This is a genomic window from Crateriforma conspicua, assembly GCF_007752935.1.
GTDB lineage: Bacteria > Planctomycetota > Planctomycetia > Pirellulales > Pirellulaceae > Crateriforma > Crateriforma conspicua.
The window spans coordinates 5,042,354-5,064,487 of sequence record NZ_CP036319.1; the positions used below are offsets into that span (position 1 = coordinate 5,042,354).

Below are 22,134 nucleotides of genomic sequence, written 5' to 3' on the forward strand. Positions count from 1 at the left end.
GATCATGAGACTCGGCACACCGCCGGCGCTGAGAACCGCCGCCATTTTGGCCCTGCTGACCGCCACCGCCTTCGGCCATCGTCTGGCCACAGCGAACGACGACACCGCAAAGCGGCCAAACATCTTGTTTGTGTTTTCCGACGACCACGCGACGCAGGCCATTGGCGCTTACGGTTCGAAAATCAACCAAACGCCCCATCTGGATCGCATTGCCAGCGACGGCATGTTGTTTCGCAATTCGTTCTGCGCCAATTCGATTTGTGGACCGTCCCGAGCCTGCATCCTGACCGGCAAGCACAGTCACATCAACGGATTCCGACGCAACGGCAACCGTTTTGACGGCAGCCAAGTGACGTTTCCCAAGTTGTTGCAGGATGTCGGCTATCAAACCGCACTAATCGGAAAGTGGCACCTGGGGACCGACCCGACAGGGTTCGATCACTGGGAAGTCTTGCCGGGACAAGGCAACTATTACAACCCGGTCTTTCTGCAGATGGGTGGTGACCGCAAGCAATACGAAGGCTATGTCACCGACATCATTACCGAACAGGCGCTGGACTGGCTGAAGAACCGTGACGAGGACAAGCCGTTCTTGATGATGTGCCAACACAAAGCACCGCACCGAAATTGGTCGCCACCGCCACGTCACTTTTCACTGTACAAGGACACCGACGTTCCCGTCCCGGAAACCCTTTTCGATGACTATCAGGGACGAAGCGAACTGCTGAAAGAAAACGAAATGTCGATCGCCGATCACATGTATTGGCAGCACGACATGAAGTTCCAGGGCGAAAACCAGTTCCCCGAACACTTTGCATCCGGCATCATCAATCGCGAATATCAGCGAATGACGGACCAGCAAAAAGCCGCCTGGGACGCCGCCTATGGCCCGGAAAACGAAGCTCTGATCAAGTCGATCCGTGACGGTTCGATGTCCGAGCAAGACATCGTTCGGTGGAAATATCAACGCTACATCAAAGACTACCTGCGATGTGTTCAAGCGGTCGATGACAGCGTCGGTCAGCTGCTAAATTACTTGGATGATTCCGGCTTGGCCGAAAACACCATCGTGATCTACAGCTCCGACCAAGGTTTCTACTTGGGCGAACACGGCTGGTATGACAAGCGTTGGATGTTCGAAGAATCGCTGCAGATGCCTTTCATTATTCGCTGGCCCGGTAAGGTCAAAAGCGGCGTCGAATCCAAAGCGTTGATCCAAAACATCGATTACGCGCCGACGTTCCTGGAAATCGCGGGCGCCGGTGTCCCCGATGAAATCCAAGGACGCAGCATGGTGTCGATGCTGAAGAACGAAGGCAAAGCGACGTCCGATTGGCGCGACGCGATCTATTACGCGTACTATGAAAATGCCGCAGTGCACAACGTGCCGCTTCACGATGGCGTCCGAACGGATCGGTACAAGTTGATGTACTTCGCCCGCACTCGCCAATGGAATCTGTTTGATCTGCAAACGGATCCGCTGGAACTAAAAAGCGTGCATGACGATCCGCAGTACGCATCGATTTTGCTGGCGATGCAAAAACGGTACTGGGATTTGCGTGTTCTGTACGACGTGAACACGGCGACCATTCCTGCGACCCGCGGCACCGAAAAATGGTGGGCCGATCGCTTTCAATCGCAGACACGCCGTGCATCCCAGGGCAACGCGGACCTTGCCTTCATCGGCGATTCAATCACGCAAGGTTGGGAGGGCGCCGGCAAAAAGGTGTGGCAGGAATTCTACGGTGACCGAAGCCCGATCAACTTGGGAATCAGTGGCGACCGTACCGAACACGTGATTTGGCGTTTGGACAAAGGCAAGGTCAACAAGTTGAACCCGAAGGTGGCCGTTGTCATGATCGGCACCAACAACACCGGTCACTTGATGCAGTCGCCCGATCAGGTCGCCCAGGGCGTGACGGCCATCATCGAAGATTTGCGACAGCGTTGGGCGGACACCCAGATTCTGTTGTTGGGAATCTTCCCACGGGGCGCGGCCCCATTCGATCTTTATCGTTTGAACAACATTGCGATCAACGATCGAATCCGCAAACTGGCCGATGGTTCACACGTGCACTATATGGATATCGGTGACGTGTTCCTGGAATCCGATGGCACAATCAGCAAGACAATCATGCCCGATCAGTTGCACTTGAGCGAAGCGGGTTATCGGCTTTGGGCCGAAGCGATCGAACCCAAGCTGAAAGATCTAGGGCTTTGATGCTTTGACTTCAAAGTCAATGCTGGACTGACCGTACTTCTTGCCGTTCAGATCCTCCATCGTCAATTCCAGCCGGTATTTGCCGGCGGTCAGCGCGGTGGGGATCTTCATGCCATAGGCAATGAAGTAGTCACGCAGATAGTTTCGCGACACTTGCTTGTCGGCCGGCAACAACTGGCTTAGCACCTTGCGGTTATCGGCGTTGTAGATCGTGTAGCTGCCCTGGAGATGCGTCTCGTATCCTTCGCCGACTTGTTTGGCGGTGAAGTTGTCCACTTCACAGTACAAGATCACGTCGGCCTCGGGCTTGAAGACGGCTTCATCGAACTCCTTGTACTGCCCGTACCAATCGACGGCGGTACAGAAGGCCATCGATTTAACTTCCAGCGAATCGGTCGACGCTGCCAAATGCTTGATGCCTTCGCGCATTTGTGGCAGAGCCGAATGAAAGCGTCGGCTGGGGACCGGATGACCGGCCGGATCGATGATCGTCCACAAACCCATCAATTGGTGACGCAGGTATTCCTGTTCCTCGCGGGTCAAGCCCTCGATGCCTTCGACGGCCGCATCCGGTTTGCCGGCCAAGACCATCAGGTGACGGGTGATGATTTCGCGACGGTGTTTCTGGGCTTCGGTTTCATCATCGGCGGCCTGGCCCAAACGCCGAATCAACATGTCATACAGGGCGTCGTCGGACAAAAGGGCGTTGCTGACTTGGGCGACCGCAGACTGAACGGAATCCGCCGGGTTCCCCGACTTCTTCGCTGGTTCCGGCATCGGCTGGCTGACCACCGCCAGTTCGACTGAATCGACGCTGTCTTTGTCATCCACCGAACCGACCGGCTGAACCGACGCGGTTGCCGAAGACGCCGGGGCGTTTTCGACCTTGACCAACGACTCCGGTGCAACGACCGGATCAGGTTTGGGCGCAGTGTTGTCGGCCTGCGGCGGTGACTGTACAACCATGGTCGCGGCGGCCTGCGTGCCGGGCGACACGATGCGAGTCGTTTGCATCGGCGATGGGGTGCGTCGTGGCTCCGGCAAGTCCACCGGATCGGACATCGCCTGCAGCAACAAGTCGTCGATCGACGCCGGCTGGCTGGTTCGATTGGCGTCACGAACGGCCAAAGTGATCAAGTGACGCAAAGCCTGTTGTTGAATCTCGGGCGGACTGTTGGCAAAAGCGTCCAGCGCGTTTTCGGCTTCGGCAGCCTTTTGGTCATCAGCATTCTCAGCTTTTTCGGCTGCCGCGACCTTCGACGACCTATCGTCGGTGGTTTGCGTTGCCACCGAATCATCGCCGGACTCGGGCGAGCTTTCGGCGGTCGATTCGCCTGAAACTTTGGCGGTCGCGGCGACCTTTTTCTGGGCATCGCCTTGAGTCAGATCTTCGACAATCTGGTCGCTCAGACGCATCGACGTGGCCGTCGATTCCGATGGGGTCTTCGCATCCGGTGTGGTTGGCGTTGCCGTTGCGGCTGCGACTTGTTCGGCCGGCGGTTGGCCAGATTCTGCTTCGCCGGTCGGGGCGGGTGCCGGCTTTGCCGCCGCGACTTTGCTCTGGGGTCGCTCGGGTTTTTGGTACAGCAAACGCTCGGTACGCCGAGTCCCACTGGGGGCCTTATTGGCCAGCTCGGTCGTGCTTTGCGGCGCAACGCTTTGTTCGGCCACACCAGTCGGTGACGCGGGTGATGCCGTTGTGACGGATGCCGTTTTCATCGGCGGTTCGGCCATATTGGCCGACGCTAGACGGTTCTGCGACGTGCCGGGTGCTTCGGCAGTGGTTGCGGCTGCGGCTCCGGCGGCTTTGGCCAGACGCTGCGGTGGCGGCTCGATCGCCGGCAGATCGCCGGTAGGTTCAGCTTTGACCTGTACCCAGCCGCCCAAAGGCCGAGTTCCGCGGCATCCCGATAGGACGACGACGATCAGAATCAAGCACCAGTGAAGGTGATTCGTGGTGGGGCGAGCGTGCATCCTTGCCTCGCTGGCGTTCGACATACGGAGTGTTTGTCGCTCACCCTAGGAATTTGTGGTCACCTTGAGCAAGATCAGTTCGCCACGCGCATGGGGGGCATTCGCGGACGCCCCCGATGTGAGGTCTCGGTGAACGGAGACCTCAAAAGCCGAGGCTCAAGAAATCCGCGTGTCCTTAGAAACGGTGCCCGCGTCGCGGCCCGTCTTCGGTCAGCGTCAGGATCTCGGGACCGTCTTCGGTCATCAGAATGCTGTGTTCGAACTGTGCCGAAGGCTTGCCATCCTTGGTTCGCACTGTCCAGCCATCGGTTTTATCGCTCTTGGTGTATCGAGACCCGGCATTGATCATCGGTTCCACCGTGAAACACATGCCCGGGTGCAGTCGATCGATGCGGCTTTGTCGGTTCGGGAAGTGAGGGATCGATGGATCCAAGTGAAACTGTCGTCCCAGGCCGTGCCCCACGTATTCGCGAACCACGGTGAAACCGCGGCGATGAGCCTCGGGGACGATGGTTTCGCCGATCAAGGCGACGCGACAACCGGGCACCAGGGCTTCGATTGCCAGGTACAAGCAGTCGAACGCACACTGCGTGACACTGCGTTTCTCCTCATCGACCTCGCCGATCAAGAACGTCTCGCTTTGGTCACCGTGCCATCCATCGACGATGGTCGTGATATCCACGTTGACGATATCCCCGTCCTGCAGCACGTAGTCGTCGGGGATCCCGTGACAGATCACCTCGTTGACGCTGGTGCAACAACTTTTGGGATAGTTCTGGTACCCCAACGTTGCCGGCTTGTGCCCGTGATCGTGAGTCCACTCATAGACCATGCGATCGATTTGCCCCGTAGTGATGCCGGCTTTGACATGAGGGCGGACGAAATCCAACAACTGGGCATTGACGCGACCCGCTTTACGCATCGCGTCGCGTTGGGCTTCGGTCAAAATCAATCGTTTTTGCTTTTTCAGCATGCGACGTTGAGATGGGAAAAAAGACTTTGGGAACGTTGAACAGGGAACGCCGCGGAAATTCGGAGACGGATCAGGTAATCGACGGCCAAATCCATCCAACCAGCGGTGCCGACGGCATGACGAAGCGCGGCGTGACGGAGCACAGCAAAACCAGGCAAAAACCAGACGCAGCAAAACGGAGCACAACACAACCGTGGGGCGGCGTCCGGCTGGGATCACAGCCTGGTCGGCCATCCGGTCCCCAGTTTAGTGGTCTGGCACCGAACCGACCGATGCCAAGATGCCCGAATCGACGACGAATTGGACTCGCAAAGGCGTCGGACGATCTTATCAGCGTCAGGATCGAATCCCAAGCGTTACCGCCAACGGACCGATCAAAACGCGGCTGAAAAGCGGGCGGCGGACAGAACTTCGTCGGAATCGCCGGGTTAAAACGATTGCTTGGAGGCAAACGTCCCGACGAGCGACGGCTTTGTGCGTGTCGACCGTTTTGGGCCGTTTACCGGAAAAATCCCGATTAGTATGCCAATTCGCCCCCAGCGATTGAAACAATCGGAATGTGGATGCCGGCCGGCCCCTCAACCGGCGGGCTACCCGATTGACCAAGCGGGAAAACCAAACGGCTCAAGGACGGGTGCTTTTCCATGAATCAATGACCTGAACGGGCGGCAAATCACCTTGCCTGCCCAATGACTGGTTTTCGAATCGGCTTTTCGCACGTCACGGCTTTTGAAACTCGACAGTGGACCGACCCACACGATGACCCAATCTCCTATTCGTCGATCCTTCACCACGTCTTGCCGCCCGGTCGCTTCGCGTCGGCCAAGGCGTCTGTTGGCTTTGATCGTCTGCCTAGCCGTGGTGACCACCGCGGGCTCGCCCACGAGCGCCCAGGACACCGCCACGCCGGATTCCGAATCGGCACCGTCGGCGGACCAGGTCGCGGACGTGGCAAAGACCGAATTCGTTACAGGCAACGCGTCACCAGAAGCGGCCGACAATAACGCGGTGGGTGAAACCGATGCTTCGCAAGTCGCACCGGCCGGCACCCCCGCACAAGTCCAGCCGCCGACGTCCCCCGAAGCACAACGCAGAGCGGCCGAAGCGCTGATGCGTGCCGACACGCCCGAAGAAATCATCCGTCAAGCGATCGCGGCGGCGGGCCCCCAGCTTTCGTTCAACTTTAACGGCACACCGTGGCGTGACGTTCTGCAGTGGTACGCCGATGAGGCGGATTTGTCGCTGCAAGTGAATCAGTTTCCGCCGGGATCGGTCAGCTACATCGATCCGACACGGCGGTATTCGATCAACGAAAGCCTGGATCTTTTGAACCGCTTGTTGTTGGACAAAGGTTGGGCCTTGGTCCGTCGCGGACGCATGCTGACCGTGATCGACTTGGAAATCGACAACGCGGACAAACTGATCGCTGAAATCAGCGAACAAGTTTCTCCTGACGACTTGGCCGGCCGCGGCAGCAGCGACATCGTCACCACCTTTTTCTCGCTCGGCGGGATGACCAGCGACGCGGCGGATCAAGAATTGCCACAACTGATCAGCCCCTTCGGCGACATTGTGATTTTGGAAAGTGCGGGTCAGGTCCGCGTGACCGATACGGTCGCGCGTCTGCGGGCGATCCAAAAGGTGTTGGAACAAGCCAACCAGACCAACAGCAGCGTCGTCGAAATCCGACTGCAGCATCGTGGTGCCGAGGAAGTTTTGGAACTTGCCCGTCCACTGTTGGGCCTGGAACCCGGCGAAAACACGAACGACGAAATCCGCATCTCGCTTGGCCTGTACGGTGAACGCATCTTGGCCTTTGGAAGCCAATCCAAGTTGGCCCAGTTGCAATCGATCATCCGGACCGCGGATCAACCGATGCCCAACGCCGATGGGGCCGACGACGCCGAAATCAGCCTGCCTGTTTTCCGCACGCACACCGTACAAGCGGCGGAGATCAACACGGTGTTCGACGTGCTGCAAACTCTGTTGGCCGGCACCCCGGACACACGTATCGCGGTGGAACCCAACAGCAATGCATTGATCGCTTGGGCTCGTCCGGAAACTCAACAGTTGATCGGTGAAACGATTGCCGAATTGGAAGGCAACGGGACCGAGTTTGACATCATCGATCTGAAACGCTTGGAACCTTCCCAAGCCCTGCTGACGATCAATAAGTACTTCGGCATCACCGAGGAAGGCGGCGAAGGACCGACTGTCGACGGCGACCCGGCAACGGGCCGCTTGTGGGTCAAGGGGACCCGAGCCGAGATCAATCAAGTCCGCGAATTGATTGAGCGTTTGGAAGGCGATCAGTCGGCCGGCATTTTCGGCGACAAAGTTCGTGTGTTGCCTTACACCGGACGGGCCGCCGAGGACGCGCTGCAACAATTGCGAACCCTGTGGCCGATGACGGGTCGCGACAACCCGATCCGCACGATCACTCCATCCAGCAACAATGGCAATTCCGGCGGCTTGCAAGAACGTCGGATTCGCCGAGCGGATGAATCCAACACCAGCTATCCAAACTCACAGACTCGCAACGATGTCCCAACCGATGCAAGGTGGAATCATCGGTCGGCGGACCAGCCATCCTTCGTTTACATCACCAACCCGGTTCAACAAACGGACGAAGACAACGCCGACGACCGGAACGGGGCAGCGGAATCCGATCAGCTGACCGCCGCAGAGGAACAGGATCGTCTGGGACTGGGGTCGGACATCGTGATCCAGATGACGCCCAATGGATTGATGATCGCATCGGACGACGCCGCCGCACTGGATGACTTGGAAGCCTTGCTGGAAACGATCACCCAACCGTCGATGGCCGCATCGGAAATGCCGACCATCTTTTGGCTGAAGTACATCAAAGCAGATGTCGCCGCAGAATTGGTTGCCAGTGTGATGGGCGGTGCCGAGTCGTCGCTGACATCGATGGCTGATTCGGCGCTGGGCAGCCTTGGTGGCGGAATGCTGGGCGGCCTGATGGGCATCGGCGGAAGTGGATCGGATTCATCCAGCAAAAGCATTCTGACTACCTCGGGATCGGTCAACATCGTCGCCGACGCGCGGTTGAACGCCCTGATCATTCAAGCAAACGCGACCGACCTGGCGTTCATCGAAGCGATCCTGGCGAAACTGGATGTCGAAGAAAGTCCCGAAGACATCGAAACCGTGTTGAAACCGGCCCTGATCCCGGTCATCTATCAAGACGCCAATGATGTGGCCGAAATCATCAAAGCTGTGTTTGCAGAGAAGTTTGCCGAAGAACAAAGTGGTGGCGGCGGCGGCGGACGCGGCGGCCAGCCCAACCCGGCCGACTTCATCGCCGCACTGCGTGGCGGTGGACGGGGCGGACGCGGTGGTTCCGACAGCGCCACCAGCGAACCGACCAAGATGAAAATCGCCGTCGACGCTCGCAGCAATTCGCTGGTCGTCACCGCAACGAGCCAAGACTTGGCTGAGGTACGACAATTGGTGGAAGCCCTGGACGACGGCAGCATGGAGACCGAGGAAGTCGCCGAAGTCTATACGATGGACGGCGCCACCAATCCCGAGGTCATGCAAAAGGCCATCGAACAGTTCTTGGGTGAAAAGGAGGCCGAAGAACGGGCCAACAGCAATAACAGCTCATCCAACGGCGGCAGCGGAACCTCATCCGGCGGATCATCACCCGAAGATATTCGGCGACGCATCGAAGCTTTCCGATCTCGTTTCGGCGGCGGTTCCTCCGGCGGATTCGGTGGCGGCGGTGGTCGACCAGGTGGATTTGGCGGCGGAAGCACCGGCGGATTCGGCGGTCGTCCGGGCGGTTTCGGCGGCGGCGGCGGCGGACGTCCCAGCGGCGGAGGCGGTCGTGGTGGCCGATAGGCCCAAACTTTTTAATCGTTCGATCGTTTCCCCGACGTCGCGATAGGCGACAATGGACGGTCCCACCCTAAACGATCCGCTGACGCGGGCCCGCCGGACATGGGCTCCGCGTCCCCACGACGCGGATCACTGACATTCGGATAACGAAGATGATCATGCACGCAGGCGAAATTCTTAAACGTCGAGGACTGATTTCCGAAGAACAGCTTCGCCAGAGTGCCGCCGACGATTCCCCCAGTGTGCTGCAAGCAGCGGTGTCGTTGGGATACGTCGATGAACGGGACGCTCTGAGTGCCGTGGCCGAAGAAGTGGGCCTGGACTTCGTCGATCTGCGTCTGCACGAAGTCGATCTGTCGGCGCTGGAAGGCTTTCCGCAAAAGCTGATCTATCGCCAGTCGTTGTTCCCGATCGGCTTCGAAGGTGAATCGATCGTGGTCGCCACGTCCGATCCGTTCGATCTTTATCCGCTGGACGAAGCCAGCGCCGCGACCGGTCGCAATGTCATCCCCGTCGTCGCCGAACGAGGCGAAATCGCGCGGCTGATGAAAAAGCATCTGGGCGTCGGCAGCGAAACGGTGGAAAACCTGATCGCCAACGTCGGTGACGAAGACGACGTCGAACTGCTGGAAGAAATCGAGACCGACGGCAGCGAACTGAGCGAAATGGCCCAGGAGGCCTCCGTCGTTCGCCTGGTGAACGAAATCTTGATCGAAGCGATCGAAACGCGAACCAGTGACATTCACATCGAATCACAATCCGACGGTCTGGTCATTCGGTACCGGATCGACGGCATCCTTCACACACAACCCGTTCCACCGGAGATCAATCGGTTCCAAGCCGCGATCATCAGCCGCTTGAAGATCATGGCGCGGCTTAACATCGCCGAAAAACGATTGCCCCAGGACGGACGCATCAAGTTGCGGGTCCACGGACGCGAGGTCGACATCCGGCTTAGCGTGATCCCCATGATCCACGGCGAAGGCTTGGTCATGCGGGTGCTGGACAAGTCGTCGATGGTGTTCGACTTGCAAGGCTTGGGGATGTCCAAGGAGATCTACGGTCGGTTCAGCGAACTGATCCGTTTGCCCCACGGCATCATTCTGGTCACCGGGCCGACCGGTTCGGGTAAAACGACGACGCTTTACAGCAGCCTGCTGGAAATCAAGAGTCCTGAGAACAAGATCATCACGACCGAAGACCCGGTCGAGTATCAATTGGACGGGATCAACCAGATCCAGGTGCATTCCAAGATCGGCCTGACCTTTGCCGCGTCGCTGCGGAGCATTCTGCGGCATGACCCCGACATCGTACTGGTTGGGGAAATCCGCGATCTCGAGACCGCCGAAAACGCCACCCAGGCATCGCTGACCGGTCACTTGGTGTTCAGTACGCTGCACACCAACGATGCCGCCGGAGCGTTCACACGAATGGGCGACATGGGCGTCGAACCATTCCTGGTCGCCGGAACCGTCGAAGGCGTGATGGCCCAGCGTCTGCTGCGTCGCCTTTGTGTCCACTGTCGCGAAGAATACCAACCGCATCAGGCGGATCTTCCCAGCGATTTCCCGTTCGACGCTTTGGAAGGCCGCCCGCTGTATCGTCCGGTCGGTTGCCGCGAATGTCGCAACGTCGGCTACACCGGGCGAATGGGGATCTACGAATTGCTGGTGACAAGCGAAGCGATTCGCGAACTGGCCCAAGAACGTGCCAGCAGTTGGGACATTCGGCGACAAGCGGTCAAGGAAGGAATGCGAACCCTGCGGATGGACGCATGGGACAAAGCCGTCGTAGGAACCACCAGCGTGGACGAAGTCTTGCGTGTGACCAAGGGCGACGCCATCTGATTCGTCGACGATCGTTCGATCGTCTTTCTTTTCATCGACACATTCCTTTCCCAACCCCCTGACTGTTCGCGATGCCGACGTTTGCCTACACCGCCCGTGACATGTCGGGAAAATCGATCACCGGTGAAGTGGAAGCCGGCAATGAACGTGAAGCCAGTTCCATCCTGGCCGAAAAATCGTTGTTCCCCGTCAGCATCAAGGACGCCAAGGCCGGTGGTGCCCTGACATCGTTGACGGTCGGATCCAACAAGAAGGTCAAAGGCCAGACGATGGCGACCTTCTATGGGCAACTGGCGTCGCTTCTGCGCAGTGGCGTGCCCATGATTCGCGCACTGAACGTGCTGGCCGATCAATCATCGACGCCGGCACTGGGCGAAGTCCTGAAGGACATCCGCAACCGTGTCGAAGACGGGGAACCGATCGGCAATGCGATGGCGCGCCACCCGAAGGCGTTCAGCGACATGGCAGTCAACATGGTCCGCGCGGGAACCGAAGGCGGCTTTTTGGAAGACGCTCTGGACCGCGTGGGGACGTTCACCGAACTGCAGGAAGACCTGAAAGGGCGAACCGTCAGTGCGATGGCGTATCCCGTTTTCCTGTTCTGTGTCGGCACCGTTGTCGTCACGTCACTGCTGGTCTTCTTTGTCCCCAAATTCGATCAACTGTTCGCCCGCTTGCGTGAAAAAGGCGAAATGCCGGCGATGACCGAAGGCCTGCTGGCGTTCAGTAACCTGCTGCGAGACTACGGCTGGGTCATCCTGATCGCTCTGGTGGTTGTCGGTGTATTGATCAAATTGAAATTGAACACGGATTCCGGCAAGGACACGGCAGACAAGGTCAAGCTGAAGATTCCCGTGCTGGGCGGCATCCTGATGAACCTGGCCGTCGCGCGGTTTTGCCGCGTGTTGGGAACCTTGCTTGGCAACGGGGTGCCGATCCTGCGTTCGCTGGAAATCAGCCGATCTGCGACCGGCAACCGGCTGCTTAGCAAGTCGATTGCCGATGCGACCGAGAACATCCGCAGCGGCGAAAGCCTGGCCAAACCACTGCGCAGCAGCGGCTATTTTCCGATCGCCGTGGTGGAAATGATCAGCGTGGGCGAAGAAAGCAATTCACTGGACACGGTGTTACCCGAGATCGCTGATTCGCTGGAAAAACGCACCTTCCGGCGTCTGGACTTGTTCGTCCGCCTGTTGGAACCCCTGATGCTGCTGATCATGGCGATTTTGGTTCTGGCCGTCGTGTTGGCGCTTCTGGTTCCGGTGCTCAAGAGCAGCACGTCCATCTAGACGAAGCACAAACCTTTGCACCCGAACGACACACCGAGACAAATTCGGCCGCGTGGGAATTCAAGCTCAGCGATTTGGCGAAACAATTTCAGCGATATTGCTCGTGGCAATTCGCACAGGTCTTGCTGATTTCGCCGACCGCGGATCGAAGGTCGCCCCATCGATCTTGCCGAACCGCTTGTTTGACCGATCGCCCTGCATTCGTCATCGCTTCGGCTAATTCGACGTAGTCGGGGTCATCGGCTTCGTCCAAGCCCTCGCGTGTCAAAACAACCCCAAGTAACGCGATCAGATCGGCGTTGCGAGACGCCACCTCGGCTTCTTCTTTGGCCGTCGCCACATCCGATGTTGCGTCAGAAAGATCGTCCAGCAATTGTTCGGCGTACCTCATCAAGGGGACTCGATCCGCGATGGTGGCCCAATCGTTGTCCGGGTCGGCTTTGGCGGCGGCCAAGCCCGATCCTGAAACCAGATCCTGCAGATCCGCCGCACGTTTTTTGACTTCGTTGTAAACCTGGATCGTCCCGCTTTGGGTGTTGCGTGCGGTGCGGGCCAAGACATCGCGTGCGACGGCGGCGTCGTCTTTCCACCGAACATCGCCCTCGAATTCGTTGATCACGGCGAACCATGTCGCCAGCACGGTCAAATCCAATCGAGCGTCCTGGTAGCCACCGCTGCGAAACGCACCGGGGGTGGTGATCCCTTGTTCGAACCGTAATCGCAAGCGTTTGATTTCGTCTTCCAAAGACACCGCGTCGGCACCCACATTCCACACCGATGTGCCGTCATTGTTGCCCGAGTCGGCGGACGGATTGGTCGCCTTGGACTTGGCGGTCGATGGCCCGGTCCCCATTTCGCCCAACTTCGGCCGCTGGCCACGGATCGCATCATCCAGCGATTCGAAGAACACACTGCGAACTTCATCAGGATCGAAATCCGGCGGTGGTGCGGACACGACGATTCCGCCGCCCAGAATTGCCAGGGACATCAGCCAAGCAAACGGTCGACGCATCAGACGTCGGCATCGAATCGTAAGTATCAAAACACATTCACCTGGTTATGGATTGACTGCGGTCCATCGGCGGCGTGATGAAAAATCCTATGGATCGCCGGTTCACCGCGTTTTAATCATCATAGATCAAGACGGCAAACTTGACGGTTTCAAACGGTCGATCTTGGGGCTACGGCTGCATCGACACGGCGATTGCCTCCACCGCTTGCAGGAACCGGTCGATTTGGTCGGTGGTGGTTTCGTGCCCGGCACTGACACGCACGGTTCCCAGGTCGCCGGTGGGAAGATGCGAGTGAATCAGTGCGGCGCAGTGATAGCCCGCGCGAACTTCGATTTGAAATTCGGCATCCAGAACAGCAGCCACGTCGGCGGGCGGCATGCCGTCAATGGCAAAGCTGACAACGGGAACCGGGCCCGGGGTTCCCAGCACGGTGACACCCGGCAGACTGTGCAGTCCCGCGTGGATTCGTTCGGACAATTGGCGGCCGATCGACGATGCGTTTGTCGTCTTGTTTTCTTGGTCGCTTCGCAGTCGGCCAACCGCGTGGGCCACGCCCGCAAACGCGGGAACGTTCAGGCTGCCGGCTTCCAATCGATCCGGGTACCGTGTCGGCATTTCCAGCGATTCCGAATAGGAACCGGTTCCGCCAAAGACCATCGTGTTCAACTGAGCTTGAACCGCGGGTGCACAATACAACATCGCAGTTCCGGCTGGTCCTCTGAGGGCCTTGTGACAGGGAGCGGCCAACAAATCAATGCCGACCTGGACATCCACCGGAATCCAGCCCAAGGACTGCGCCGCGTCGACCAGAAACAATGCGTCACGCCCGGAAAGCGAATCAGCGATCGCGTTGATGTCCTGAACGGTGCCGGTCACGTTGCTGACGTGGCTGACGGCGACCAGCCGAGTTCGTGGCCCCACCGCATCAATGATCGACGACGGATCGACGCGACCTGCGGCATCGCATTTCACAACGGTCCAATCGACGTCCCGATGCTTACAGAAATGATGCAACGGCCGTAATACGCTGTTGTGATCGGTCGCGGTCGCCACCACATGATCGCCGGGCCGCAGCACGCCGGCGATCGCAACGTTCAGCGCCAAGGTACCGCTGGCGTGCAGACTGATGTCGTCGGGCGAAGGTGCATTGATCAGACGCCCGAGGTCACGGCGTACGCTTGCCAAAATCATGCCGGCCGTTTGCGCCGATGCATACGCGCCACGGCCGGCGCTGGCGCCACAGTTCAACGCAAAATCGGCAACCGCCTGCATCACGCCGGCCGGCTTGGGCCAGGACGTCGCCGCGTGATCCAAATACAACCGCTCGCTGTCCGTCAATACATTCTCAGCTTTCGGGGTGAACCCACTCGGTCACCCCATCGATGTAGTGTTCTTGCTTCCAAATGGGAACCGTTTTTTTCAGCTGGTCCATCACCCAGGGCAGGGCGTCCAGCGATCCACGGCGATGCGGGCTGCAACATCCCAGCAACACACTGGCTTGGCCGACGGGGACTTCTCCCAAACGGTGAACCAGTACGAAACCCCGCAAACCAAACTGGTCGACCGCGGCCTGAGCCAGACGCCGCATTTCCGCCACCGCCATCGTACGTTGAGCTTGGTAAAACAGCGTCAACGTAGTCTTGTCATCGTCGTTCTGATCGGACGCCTTGGTTTGCCCACGCGTCACGCCGATGAACCAAGCGTGCGCCCCCACATCGGGATCGCCCAGACGGTTCATCCACTGCTGCGTTGCGATCGGATCATCGGTCAAGGCAACGTGAATTTCAGTGCTGCGGTGATCGGACTGTGTTGGTGACGAATTCGCCTGATCGACCATCGACGTCAACCTCCACTGACCGGCGGGATCAAGTCGCAAACCGTGTCGCCGGTGAAGCGATGATCGCTGTTGACGTACTGGTCATCGACCGCCAAACGACTGGACGAAACCAGCGGAACGATGTCGGGCCAACGCTGGGCAACGGCCGAAAACAGATCGGTCGCCGAGGCGCCGTCGGGCAATACAAACTCCGCCTGATCCAGTCCGCACTGTTGACGAATTCCGGCATAGAAACGAACGGTGATGGTCACTGGTCTTCGGCCTGTTCCAAATGTTCCGCGATCTTCGGCATGCGGCCGTAGGCATGCGCCAACAACTTCAGCGGGTGCACGGTTTCACGTCCCGACCCGTGTTCGATTTGCATTTTGCAGGAACTGCATTCGGTCGTTGCCACGCTGCGATCGGCCAAACGCATGGCGCTGATCAACGGCCATCCGATCCGCAGACTGTTCCGATAATTTTTGCGTTGCAGGCCCCACGTTCCCGCCATACCGGTACAGCCCGCTTCGATGTGACGGACGTTGACACCGGGAATCACCGACAGCAATTTAGGTGTCGTGCAATCCGGATCCAAGACGCGCAAATGGCAGGGTTGATGATAGGCCAAGTGCAGCGGCACGTCGTTGAACTCGGTCGACAAACGATTGCCTTGGTGCAATTCCCACAGATACGAACATGCCTCGTAGGAATGCTTGGCAACCAAGTGAGCGTCTTCGTCGTCCAACAGATTCGGATACTCGTATTTCAAGCACAGGGCGGCGGCCGGTTCGGTGGCAACGATGGTGTAACCTTGGCGAACATGTTCAGCCAGCATCCGGACGTTGCGACGTGCGATTTTGCGTGCACCCTTCAAATCACCGCTAGTGATCCTTGGCATCCCACTGGTCACCTGCGACGTCGGCACGAACAAGCCGATGCGGTTTTGTTGCAGGATCTCCGCCAACGCGCGACCGATGTCTGGGTCGTGATAGTTGGCATAGTGATCGACAAAGTAGACGACTTTCAAACCGCCGCTGGGCGTTGCCTTGTTCCATCGTCGTTTGGACGCCAATCGCAAAAACGTTTCGCTTTGCACCGGCGGCAAGGGACGTGCCGCGGCCAGTCCCAACATTCGCTCGGCCACCCAACGAAACAGAACGCTGCGTCGCAACTGGTTGGACAACCAAGGCAGCCGTGACGCAATCGCGGCGACGGTGTCGATTCGCCCCATCAACAAATCCGACAGCGGCAAGCCGTTGGTCGCGACGTATTGTGACTTCAATTCGCCGACGATCTTGGGGATGTTTACCGACGCGGGACAGTCCACACGGCACTGGTGGCAATTGAAACACGAATCGGCGACCGCTTTGGCCGCATCATCGGTCAGACAATCCACCGGCAATTGGCCGCTGATCACGCCACGCAACAGATTGGCTTTGGCGCGTGGCGTTGCGGATTCCTTCAAAGACGCCCGATAGACCGGGCACTGCCGTTCGGCCGGCGAATTGGTGCGGCACCGTCCGCACCCGTTGCAGGCACGGGTGACCTGACTGATCGTAGCATTGCCTGGCCAATGCTGAATGACTTCCAGTTGCGGGATCGACGGTTCCCCTTCCAAGGATCGTCCCGACGAACCCGTATCGGCCTGCAAAACCGTACGACCTTCGAACGTGATTTCGATGGTTTGGTCGGCGGGCCGAAGATTCTCATTGGGCTTCTGCAGAATCGCGCCGAAGTATTTCCCTGGATGCAAGCGGTGCAGCGGATCGAACAGGCGTTTGATTTGCCCCATCGCCTGCCACAGTTCACCGTACTGTTTGGGCATCAGATAGGACCGGCTGAGCCCCGCGGCATGTTCGACGCTGATCGCACCGCCGTGCTTCCAAACGACCTCCGCCGTTTCTTCGCTCAGACGCATCAGCCTGTCACGGTCATCCGAGTTGGCCAAATTTAAAAACGGTCGAATGTGCAGTTGCCCGTGCCCCGCATGGGCGAACACCGTGGCGGTCGTATGATGACGTTTCAAAGCGTCTTGGATTTCAGTCAGCACCGCTGGCAGACGACCGACGGGCACGGCCAAGTCTTCCATGAACGCCAGCGGAGCTTCGGAACTGCGAACACGATACTGGCGTGGCACGACACGTCGGCACAGTGACCAGTAACGATTGCGTTCAACTTCATCGGTGGTGCAGGTAAATCCAAAAGCCCCGTCGTGTCCGGTGGACAAGTTTCGATAGATCAACCGCAATCGGTCTTCCAGTTCCGCTTCCACATCCCCTTGGACCTCGATCAACAACATCGCTTCGGCTTCGATGGGCAACAGGTCGGCGAACCCGGGTTCGGTTTCGCGCGCAATCTGCAGCAACCGACGGTCCATCAAGTCACAAGCGACCGGTCCATGATCCAGCGCGGCGACCGCCATGCGTGCCGCCGAATCGACACGGTGAAAGAACAACAATGCGACGCCGCGATGCTTGGGGGCTACTTCGGTCCGCATCGTCGCGTCGACCATGATTGCCAGCGTCCCCTGGGTGCCGGCGAAAAACCGTCCCAAGTGAACCGTCCCGTCGTCGGCAAAGACATCGTCCAGACGATAGCCGCCACGCGAGGGTGGCGACTGGGTGGATTGCTGGATCAAATCGGCAAAGCGATGGCGAATTTCGTTCAAGCCCAACGCATATTTACCGGCCAAGTCATCGCTGGACGGTTTGCGTGGTTTTAATTCGACCAGTTCGCCGTCCATCGTGACCACTCGCACCGATTCGACGGTGTCACGTGCGGCGCCACTGCGCAGGTAGTGGCTGCCCGATGCGTTGGTCGCCACGACGCTGCCCATCGTGGTCACACTGCGGGTCGCCGGATCGGGGCCAAACATCCGCCCGGTGTTTTGAATGGCACGATTCACGTCCGCCAGCACCGCGCCGCTTTGCACGGTGATCGTTTCCGCGTCGGTCGATGCGGTGACGCGACGCATGTGTCTGGAAAAATCCAGAACCAACCCGCGTCCCAGCGATTCGCCGGCGACTCCGCTGCCCGCACCGCGTGGATGCAAAGGAATGTCGTGTTCACAGGCATAACGGACCGTGGCCAAAACGTCAGCCACGCCGGCGGGACAGATCACGCCCAACGGTCGCACCTGATAGATACTGGCATCCGATGCGTACAGTTGCGTGCTGAGCGGATCACACAACACATCGCCCGCGATCACGCCGCGTAGATCGTCTTGCACACGTTGCTGTTCGATGTCCATGCGTCTATTTCGATCGCACCGAATGCTTGGCGTCAAGGACCGCCATGTGGTCGGGCGTGTTGTGCCGGATGTGGAAAATGCGAAACGAATCCGACCTTGGCATCCGGCGGGGTCACTGTTGCAAGGCCGCGCCGCAGCGGTAACAGAAACTGGCTTCCAAACGATGCCGGTCGGCACCACAGCGATGACAGGGATGATATTCCCGTTCCACCTGCTTTGACGATGTCAGTTCGGCGCTGACGAAACCGGTCGGCACGATGATCAAACTGTATCCCAACAAAATCAACGCGGCGGAGATGACTTTGCCAGGTGCGGTGTGTGGCACCACATCCCCGTAGCCCACGGTGGTCATCGTTACGATCGCCCAATACATCGCTTGGGGGATCGATGTGAAATCGCTTTGTTGATCCGCCGTCGCGCCGGCTTCTTCCCACAATTCGGTCTCGACGAAATACATCAACGTGCCGCTGATGGTCACCGCCACCAAAACGACGACCAGAAAAACGATGATCTTTTCACGTGCCCGCCAAATTGCCGCGGACAGGTCGTCCGCCTCGCTCATCATCCGCCATAACTTCAAGACACGAAACACACGCAACAAGCGAATGCTGCGCAAGATCACGAAGGATCGAGAATTCACGGTCGACGGAATCAGCGCAACGTAAGTCGGCAAAATGCTTAGCAGATCGATGATGCCCCAAAAACTAAACGCGTACCGCCAGGGTCGCCGGGCACAGTACAGACGCAAGCCGTATTCGATCGTGAACAACCCGGTCAGAATCAATTCGCCGGTGATGAACCAGGGCTTGGTGTCGGGGTTGTTACGGAATCCGGGAACCGTTTCCCAGGCGACCAAGGTGATGCTGGCCAGAATGGCCAACAACAAAGCAATGTCGAACCACCGTCCCAATGGCGTGTCGGCTTCGAAGATCACGTCGTACAGCGTTTGACGCACGCCAGGATTTTGTGGCCGCTGGGAACGCGCCAACCGATCGGACGCCGCGTTTGCACGTGGCGATCGTTCTTGTGCCGCCGACATTCCGGACGAAGCATCGCGTCGTTGCGGCGTGTCGGCGGTGTCAGAGGGCCGTGATTGCGAAGCGGCCTCTTCGTTCCCGTCCTGTTTCATGGCCGGAATTGTAGCGCAGGAGTCCGCGGAGCGTTAGCACGCATGGATCCCGAGGCGCCGACGGACACGACACCCCCGAACCGTTTTCGTTCGTGCGAAACGCCAATGCGTTAGAACGGATTGTCGTCGTCGAAGCCGCCGAACGGGTTGTCGTCACCGGTATCACCGAAGGGATCTTCGCCCATACCGCCGAACGGATCATCGTCGCCCGTCCCGCCAAACGGATTCCCAGTGACGGGAGCCTCGGCCGTTTCGCTTTCGGATTCCGATTCGGCGGTTTCCGATTCTTCCGGCTTCGTTTCAACCGGCGGCATCTGTTTCAATTCCGGCAACTCGCTGATTTCCGGACGCAGACACTGAAGCGTGCCACGACGCGAAACCAGGTAAAGCCGATCGGTCAGGCTGTTTTGGACGGAACCTGCGGGCTGAAGGCCATACAGATTGCGAACGACCTTGCCGTTGCTGGCATCGATCACGCTGGTGCCGCCCGCGTTGCGAAGGGCGTAAACATGACCGGCGGTCACGCCCAAGATTTCTCGGGCACCTGGCGCCGGAGCATTCCACAACAATTCGCCCGATGACGCATCAAGTGCAAAAACGTTTCCATAGGCGGTGCAGACGAACACGCGGTCGCCATCCAACAAGACTTGTTCGGTAACCGGTTCACCCAGCGGGACGGTCCAAAGCACGCGTCCGTTCTTGGTCGCCTGCATCCCGTAAACTTGCCCGGCAGTCGTCGCAAAGAAGAACCGTTCGCCGGTGCCCACGGCAAGCGGAGCCACGACTTTGCCAGAAGTGGCCAGCCGAAAATCAGCGCCGGGTCTTCCGTCGGTGTGAACCACAAACACGAATCCCGTTTCGGTGGGAATCGCAATCTTGTCCGTCTCGATCGCTCCGGTCATCGGTGCCGCCGGTGGTCCGCTGGCCATCAAGACAAAATCGTCACGCTTTACGTCGGTCACGTAAACGCCTTCGATCGATCCCAACAAACCCGGCACGATAGCCAATTCACCCGCGATGGCCGGACCGAACAATGGCGGCCGATCCAATTCGGCTTGCTTGACCAGCGCACCGTTTTCGATCGACAACGCGAACAGCTGAGATCCGTTGACCACGGCGACATACTTGTCGCTGCAACCGATCGAATAGTACTGACGGCCGGGATCGCCGATGTCTTCCCGCCACAGCGTTTGCCCCGACTCCGCATCCAAGACTTCCAGCTGACCGCGATCGGTCAACGTGATCAGTCGGACCAGCGGCACGTCGACGGTTCGCAATTCGGTTTCGATTCCGAAGCGACGCAATCGCCGCTGTTGGTTTTTGGCCTGTCGGGTCGCCTCTTCGACACCCGTTAAATGATTGCTGAAGCTGGTCTGGTCGGTGGCAAAGCGGGCGACCACCTTGCCCGATGGCTTGCCGGCGTCATCCGTCGCTTCGCCGTCCGCCGCGGCCCCACCATCATCCGCTACGGCTTCATCACCGGCCGGCGTTGCTTCATCGCCGTCGACTTGAACGAGTTCGACGTACTGACGCGTTTCCGTTCGACTGACATGCAGCTTTTGGTCGACGACCGAATCCACGCCCAACGCCACACTCAGTTGGTGTTGATAGACTTGAACCAGGCCATAGGACGACGCCGTGTCGGGCGGCATCAAGTTGTCGGCGGACGCCGATAAACCGGCAAACGCCGCCAGAACCGACCATCCGGCCAGAACCAGCAAACCGCGTTGCAAAGGCATGGCGGGGCGAGTCGGGGCGGACACGCAAAACGACGGACCAAACGCAGGAATCGACTGCACGAGATCATCCACGAAGGGCAAGAAGGCAATGGAAAAGACTTTGGCCGGTCGAATCGCGGAAAGACGATCGTGACGGGATCGACCATGGCCGCACAACACGGGCCGAACGACATACGGCGAAACCGGTTCCGCCACGCGTTGACGACGACTGACCAGATCGTAGTCTAACTGCCGCAGTCGCCCGTCGCGAATCAAAGCCCCCCGGCGGCGAGTCATGCGGAGCGACCGGCCGTGACGACCGCACCCCTGGCACGACTTGTACGGATTATTCAGCTCATGAACTTGGCCACCCACCGCATCCTGATGATCGTCGGCGACTTCGTGGAAGACTACGAAGCAATGGTACCGCTACAGATTCTGCAAACGCTGGGGCAGGACGTCGTGACCGTTTGCCCGGAAAAAAAGGCGGGCGATTTCGTGGTCACCGCGATCCATGATTTCGAAGGTCACCAGACGTACAGCGAAAAACCGGGACACCGCTTCGCCATCACCGGTGATTTCGCGTCGATTGACCCGACAGACTTCGACGCCTTGGTGATCCCGGGCGGCAGGGCACCGGAATACCTGCGGATGAACGATCGTGTGTTGGAACTGGTTCGCCACTTCTTCGACACGGACAAGCCGGTCGCCGCGATCTGTCACGGACCACAGATCCTGTCGGCCGCCGGCGTGCTGCAGGGGCGTCAGTGCAGTTGCTATCCCGCGGTCGCCGCGGAGGTCACTGTCGGCGGCGGCCAATATGTCGATCCAGCCCCGACGATGGATTCGGCCCACGTTCAGGGCAATCTGGTCACCGCGCCGGCCTGGCCGGCACACCCCGCCTGGATGCGTGAATTCGTGACACTGCTGGAAATTTCGGGAAAATAGGTGGTCGACCGCCGGCGCGGGAAACTTGTCTTTACCCCCAACCGGCCTGGCCGCTAACATTGGCGGTGAAACTCCCGCGTGGACAGATCATC

General features: G+C 58.9%; 14 protein-coding genes. 5 read left to right on the forward strand and 9 right to left on the reverse strand.

Annotation, left to right across the window (positions count from 1 at the left end; all coding sequences use genetic code 11):
* Positions 1-4 precede the first annotated feature (4 nt).
* Positions 5-2,221 (forward strand): sulfatase/phosphatase domain-containing protein, encoded by a 2,217-nt coding sequence (locus Mal65_RS18460; protein ID WP_145300885.1) that lies wholly within the window; start codon positions 5-7, stop codon positions 2,219-2,221.
* On the opposite strand, the gene Mal65_RS18465 is transcribed toward Mal65_RS18460, so the two are convergent.
* Positions 2,210-4,195 carry a hypothetical protein gene (locus Mal65_RS18465; RefSeq protein WP_145300888.1) on the reverse strand — a complete coding sequence of 662 codons (1,986 nt, stop codon included), beginning with the start codon at positions 4,193-4,195 and terminating at the stop codon, positions 2,210-2,212. The two genes, Mal65_RS18460 and Mal65_RS18465, sit on opposite strands and share 12 nt — an antisense overlap.
* A 175-nt stretch (positions 4,196-4,370) precedes the next feature.
* Positions 4,371-5,168 (reverse strand): type I methionyl aminopeptidase, encoded by a 798-nt coding sequence (gene map / locus Mal65_RS18470; RefSeq protein ID WP_145300891.1) that lies wholly within the window; start codon positions 5,166-5,168, stop codon positions 4,371-4,373.
* Between the two features lie 759 nt (positions 5,169-5,927).
* Between map and Mal65_RS18475 the strand changes: the two genes are divergently transcribed.
* From Mal65_RS18475 to Mal65_RS18485, 3 genes are all read left to right on the forward strand, one after another.
* Positions 5,928-9,035: a secretin N-terminal domain-containing protein gene (locus Mal65_RS18475; RefSeq protein ID WP_145300893.1), complete on the forward strand. Its 3,108-nt coding sequence runs from the start codon at positions 5,928-5,930 to the stop codon at positions 9,033-9,035.
* 149 nt (positions 9,036-9,184) lie between these two features.
* Positions 9,185-10,879, forward strand: a complete 1,695-nt coding sequence (locus Mal65_RS18480) for a GspE/PulE family protein (RefSeq protein ID WP_145300896.1) — start codon at positions 9,185-9,187, stop codon at positions 10,877-10,879.
* Positions 10,880-10,950: 71 nt separating this feature from the next.
* Positions 10,951-12,168, forward strand: coding sequence for a type II secretion system F family protein (locus tag Mal65_RS18485; RefSeq protein ID WP_145300899.1), 1,218 nt, complete (start codon positions 10,951-10,953; stop codon positions 12,166-12,168).
* An 88-nt stretch (positions 12,169-12,256) separates the two neighbouring features.
* Here the strand turns inward: Mal65_RS18485 and Mal65_RS18490 are convergent, their stop codons facing one another.
* From Mal65_RS18490 to Mal65_RS18520, 7 genes are all read right to left on the reverse strand, one after another.
* Complete coding sequence (locus Mal65_RS18490; protein WP_145300901.1) at positions 12,257-13,180, reverse strand: cytochrome c; 924 nt, start codon at positions 13,178-13,180, stop codon at positions 12,257-12,259.
* A gap of 169 nt (positions 13,181-13,349) precedes the next feature.
* Positions 13,350-14,519, reverse strand: a complete 1,170-nt coding sequence (locus Mal65_RS18495) for an aminotransferase class V-fold PLP-dependent enzyme (protein WP_145300904.1) — start codon at positions 14,517-14,519, stop codon at positions 13,350-13,352.
* A 7-nt stretch (positions 14,520-14,526) separates the two neighbouring features.
* A complete protein-coding gene (locus Mal65_RS18500; RefSeq protein WP_145300907.1) occupies positions 14,527-15,018 on the reverse strand; it encodes a molybdenum cofactor biosynthesis protein MoaE in 492 nt (163 codons plus the stop codon).
* 5 nt (positions 15,019-15,023) lie between these two features.
* On the reverse strand, positions 15,024-15,269 hold the full coding sequence (locus Mal65_RS18505; protein WP_145300910.1) for a MoaD/ThiS family protein: 246 nt from the start codon (positions 15,267-15,269) through the stop codon (positions 15,024-15,026).
* A complete protein-coding gene (locus tag Mal65_RS18510; protein WP_145300912.1) occupies positions 15,266-18,247 on the reverse strand; it encodes an FAD-binding and (Fe-S)-binding domain-containing protein in 2,982 nt (993 codons plus the stop codon). Before Mal65_RS18510 ends, Mal65_RS18505 begins: the two co-directional genes overlap by 4 nt.
* Positions 18,248-18,359: 112 nt before the next feature.
* The gene (locus Mal65_RS18515) at positions 18,360-19,376 is read right to left on the reverse strand and encodes an ion transporter (protein WP_196784282.1); all 1,017 of its coding nucleotides are present in this window, start codon (positions 19,374-19,376) and stop codon (positions 18,360-18,362) included.
* Positions 19,377-19,486: 110 nt separating this feature from the next.
* Positions 19,487-21,115, reverse strand: a complete 1,629-nt coding sequence (locus Mal65_RS18520) for a BamB-related PQQ repeat family beta-propellar protein (RefSeq protein ID WP_165701373.1) — start codon at positions 21,113-21,115, stop codon at positions 19,487-19,489.
* 336 nt (positions 21,116-21,451) lie between these two features.
* Here Mal65_RS18520 and Mal65_RS18525 point away from each other — a divergent pair, with 336 nt between their 5' ends.
* Positions 21,452-22,042, forward strand: a complete 591-nt coding sequence (locus Mal65_RS18525) for a DJ-1/PfpI family protein (RefSeq protein WP_145300919.1) — start codon at positions 21,452-21,454, stop codon at positions 22,040-22,042.
* Positions 22,043-22,134: the final 92 nt, after the last annotated feature.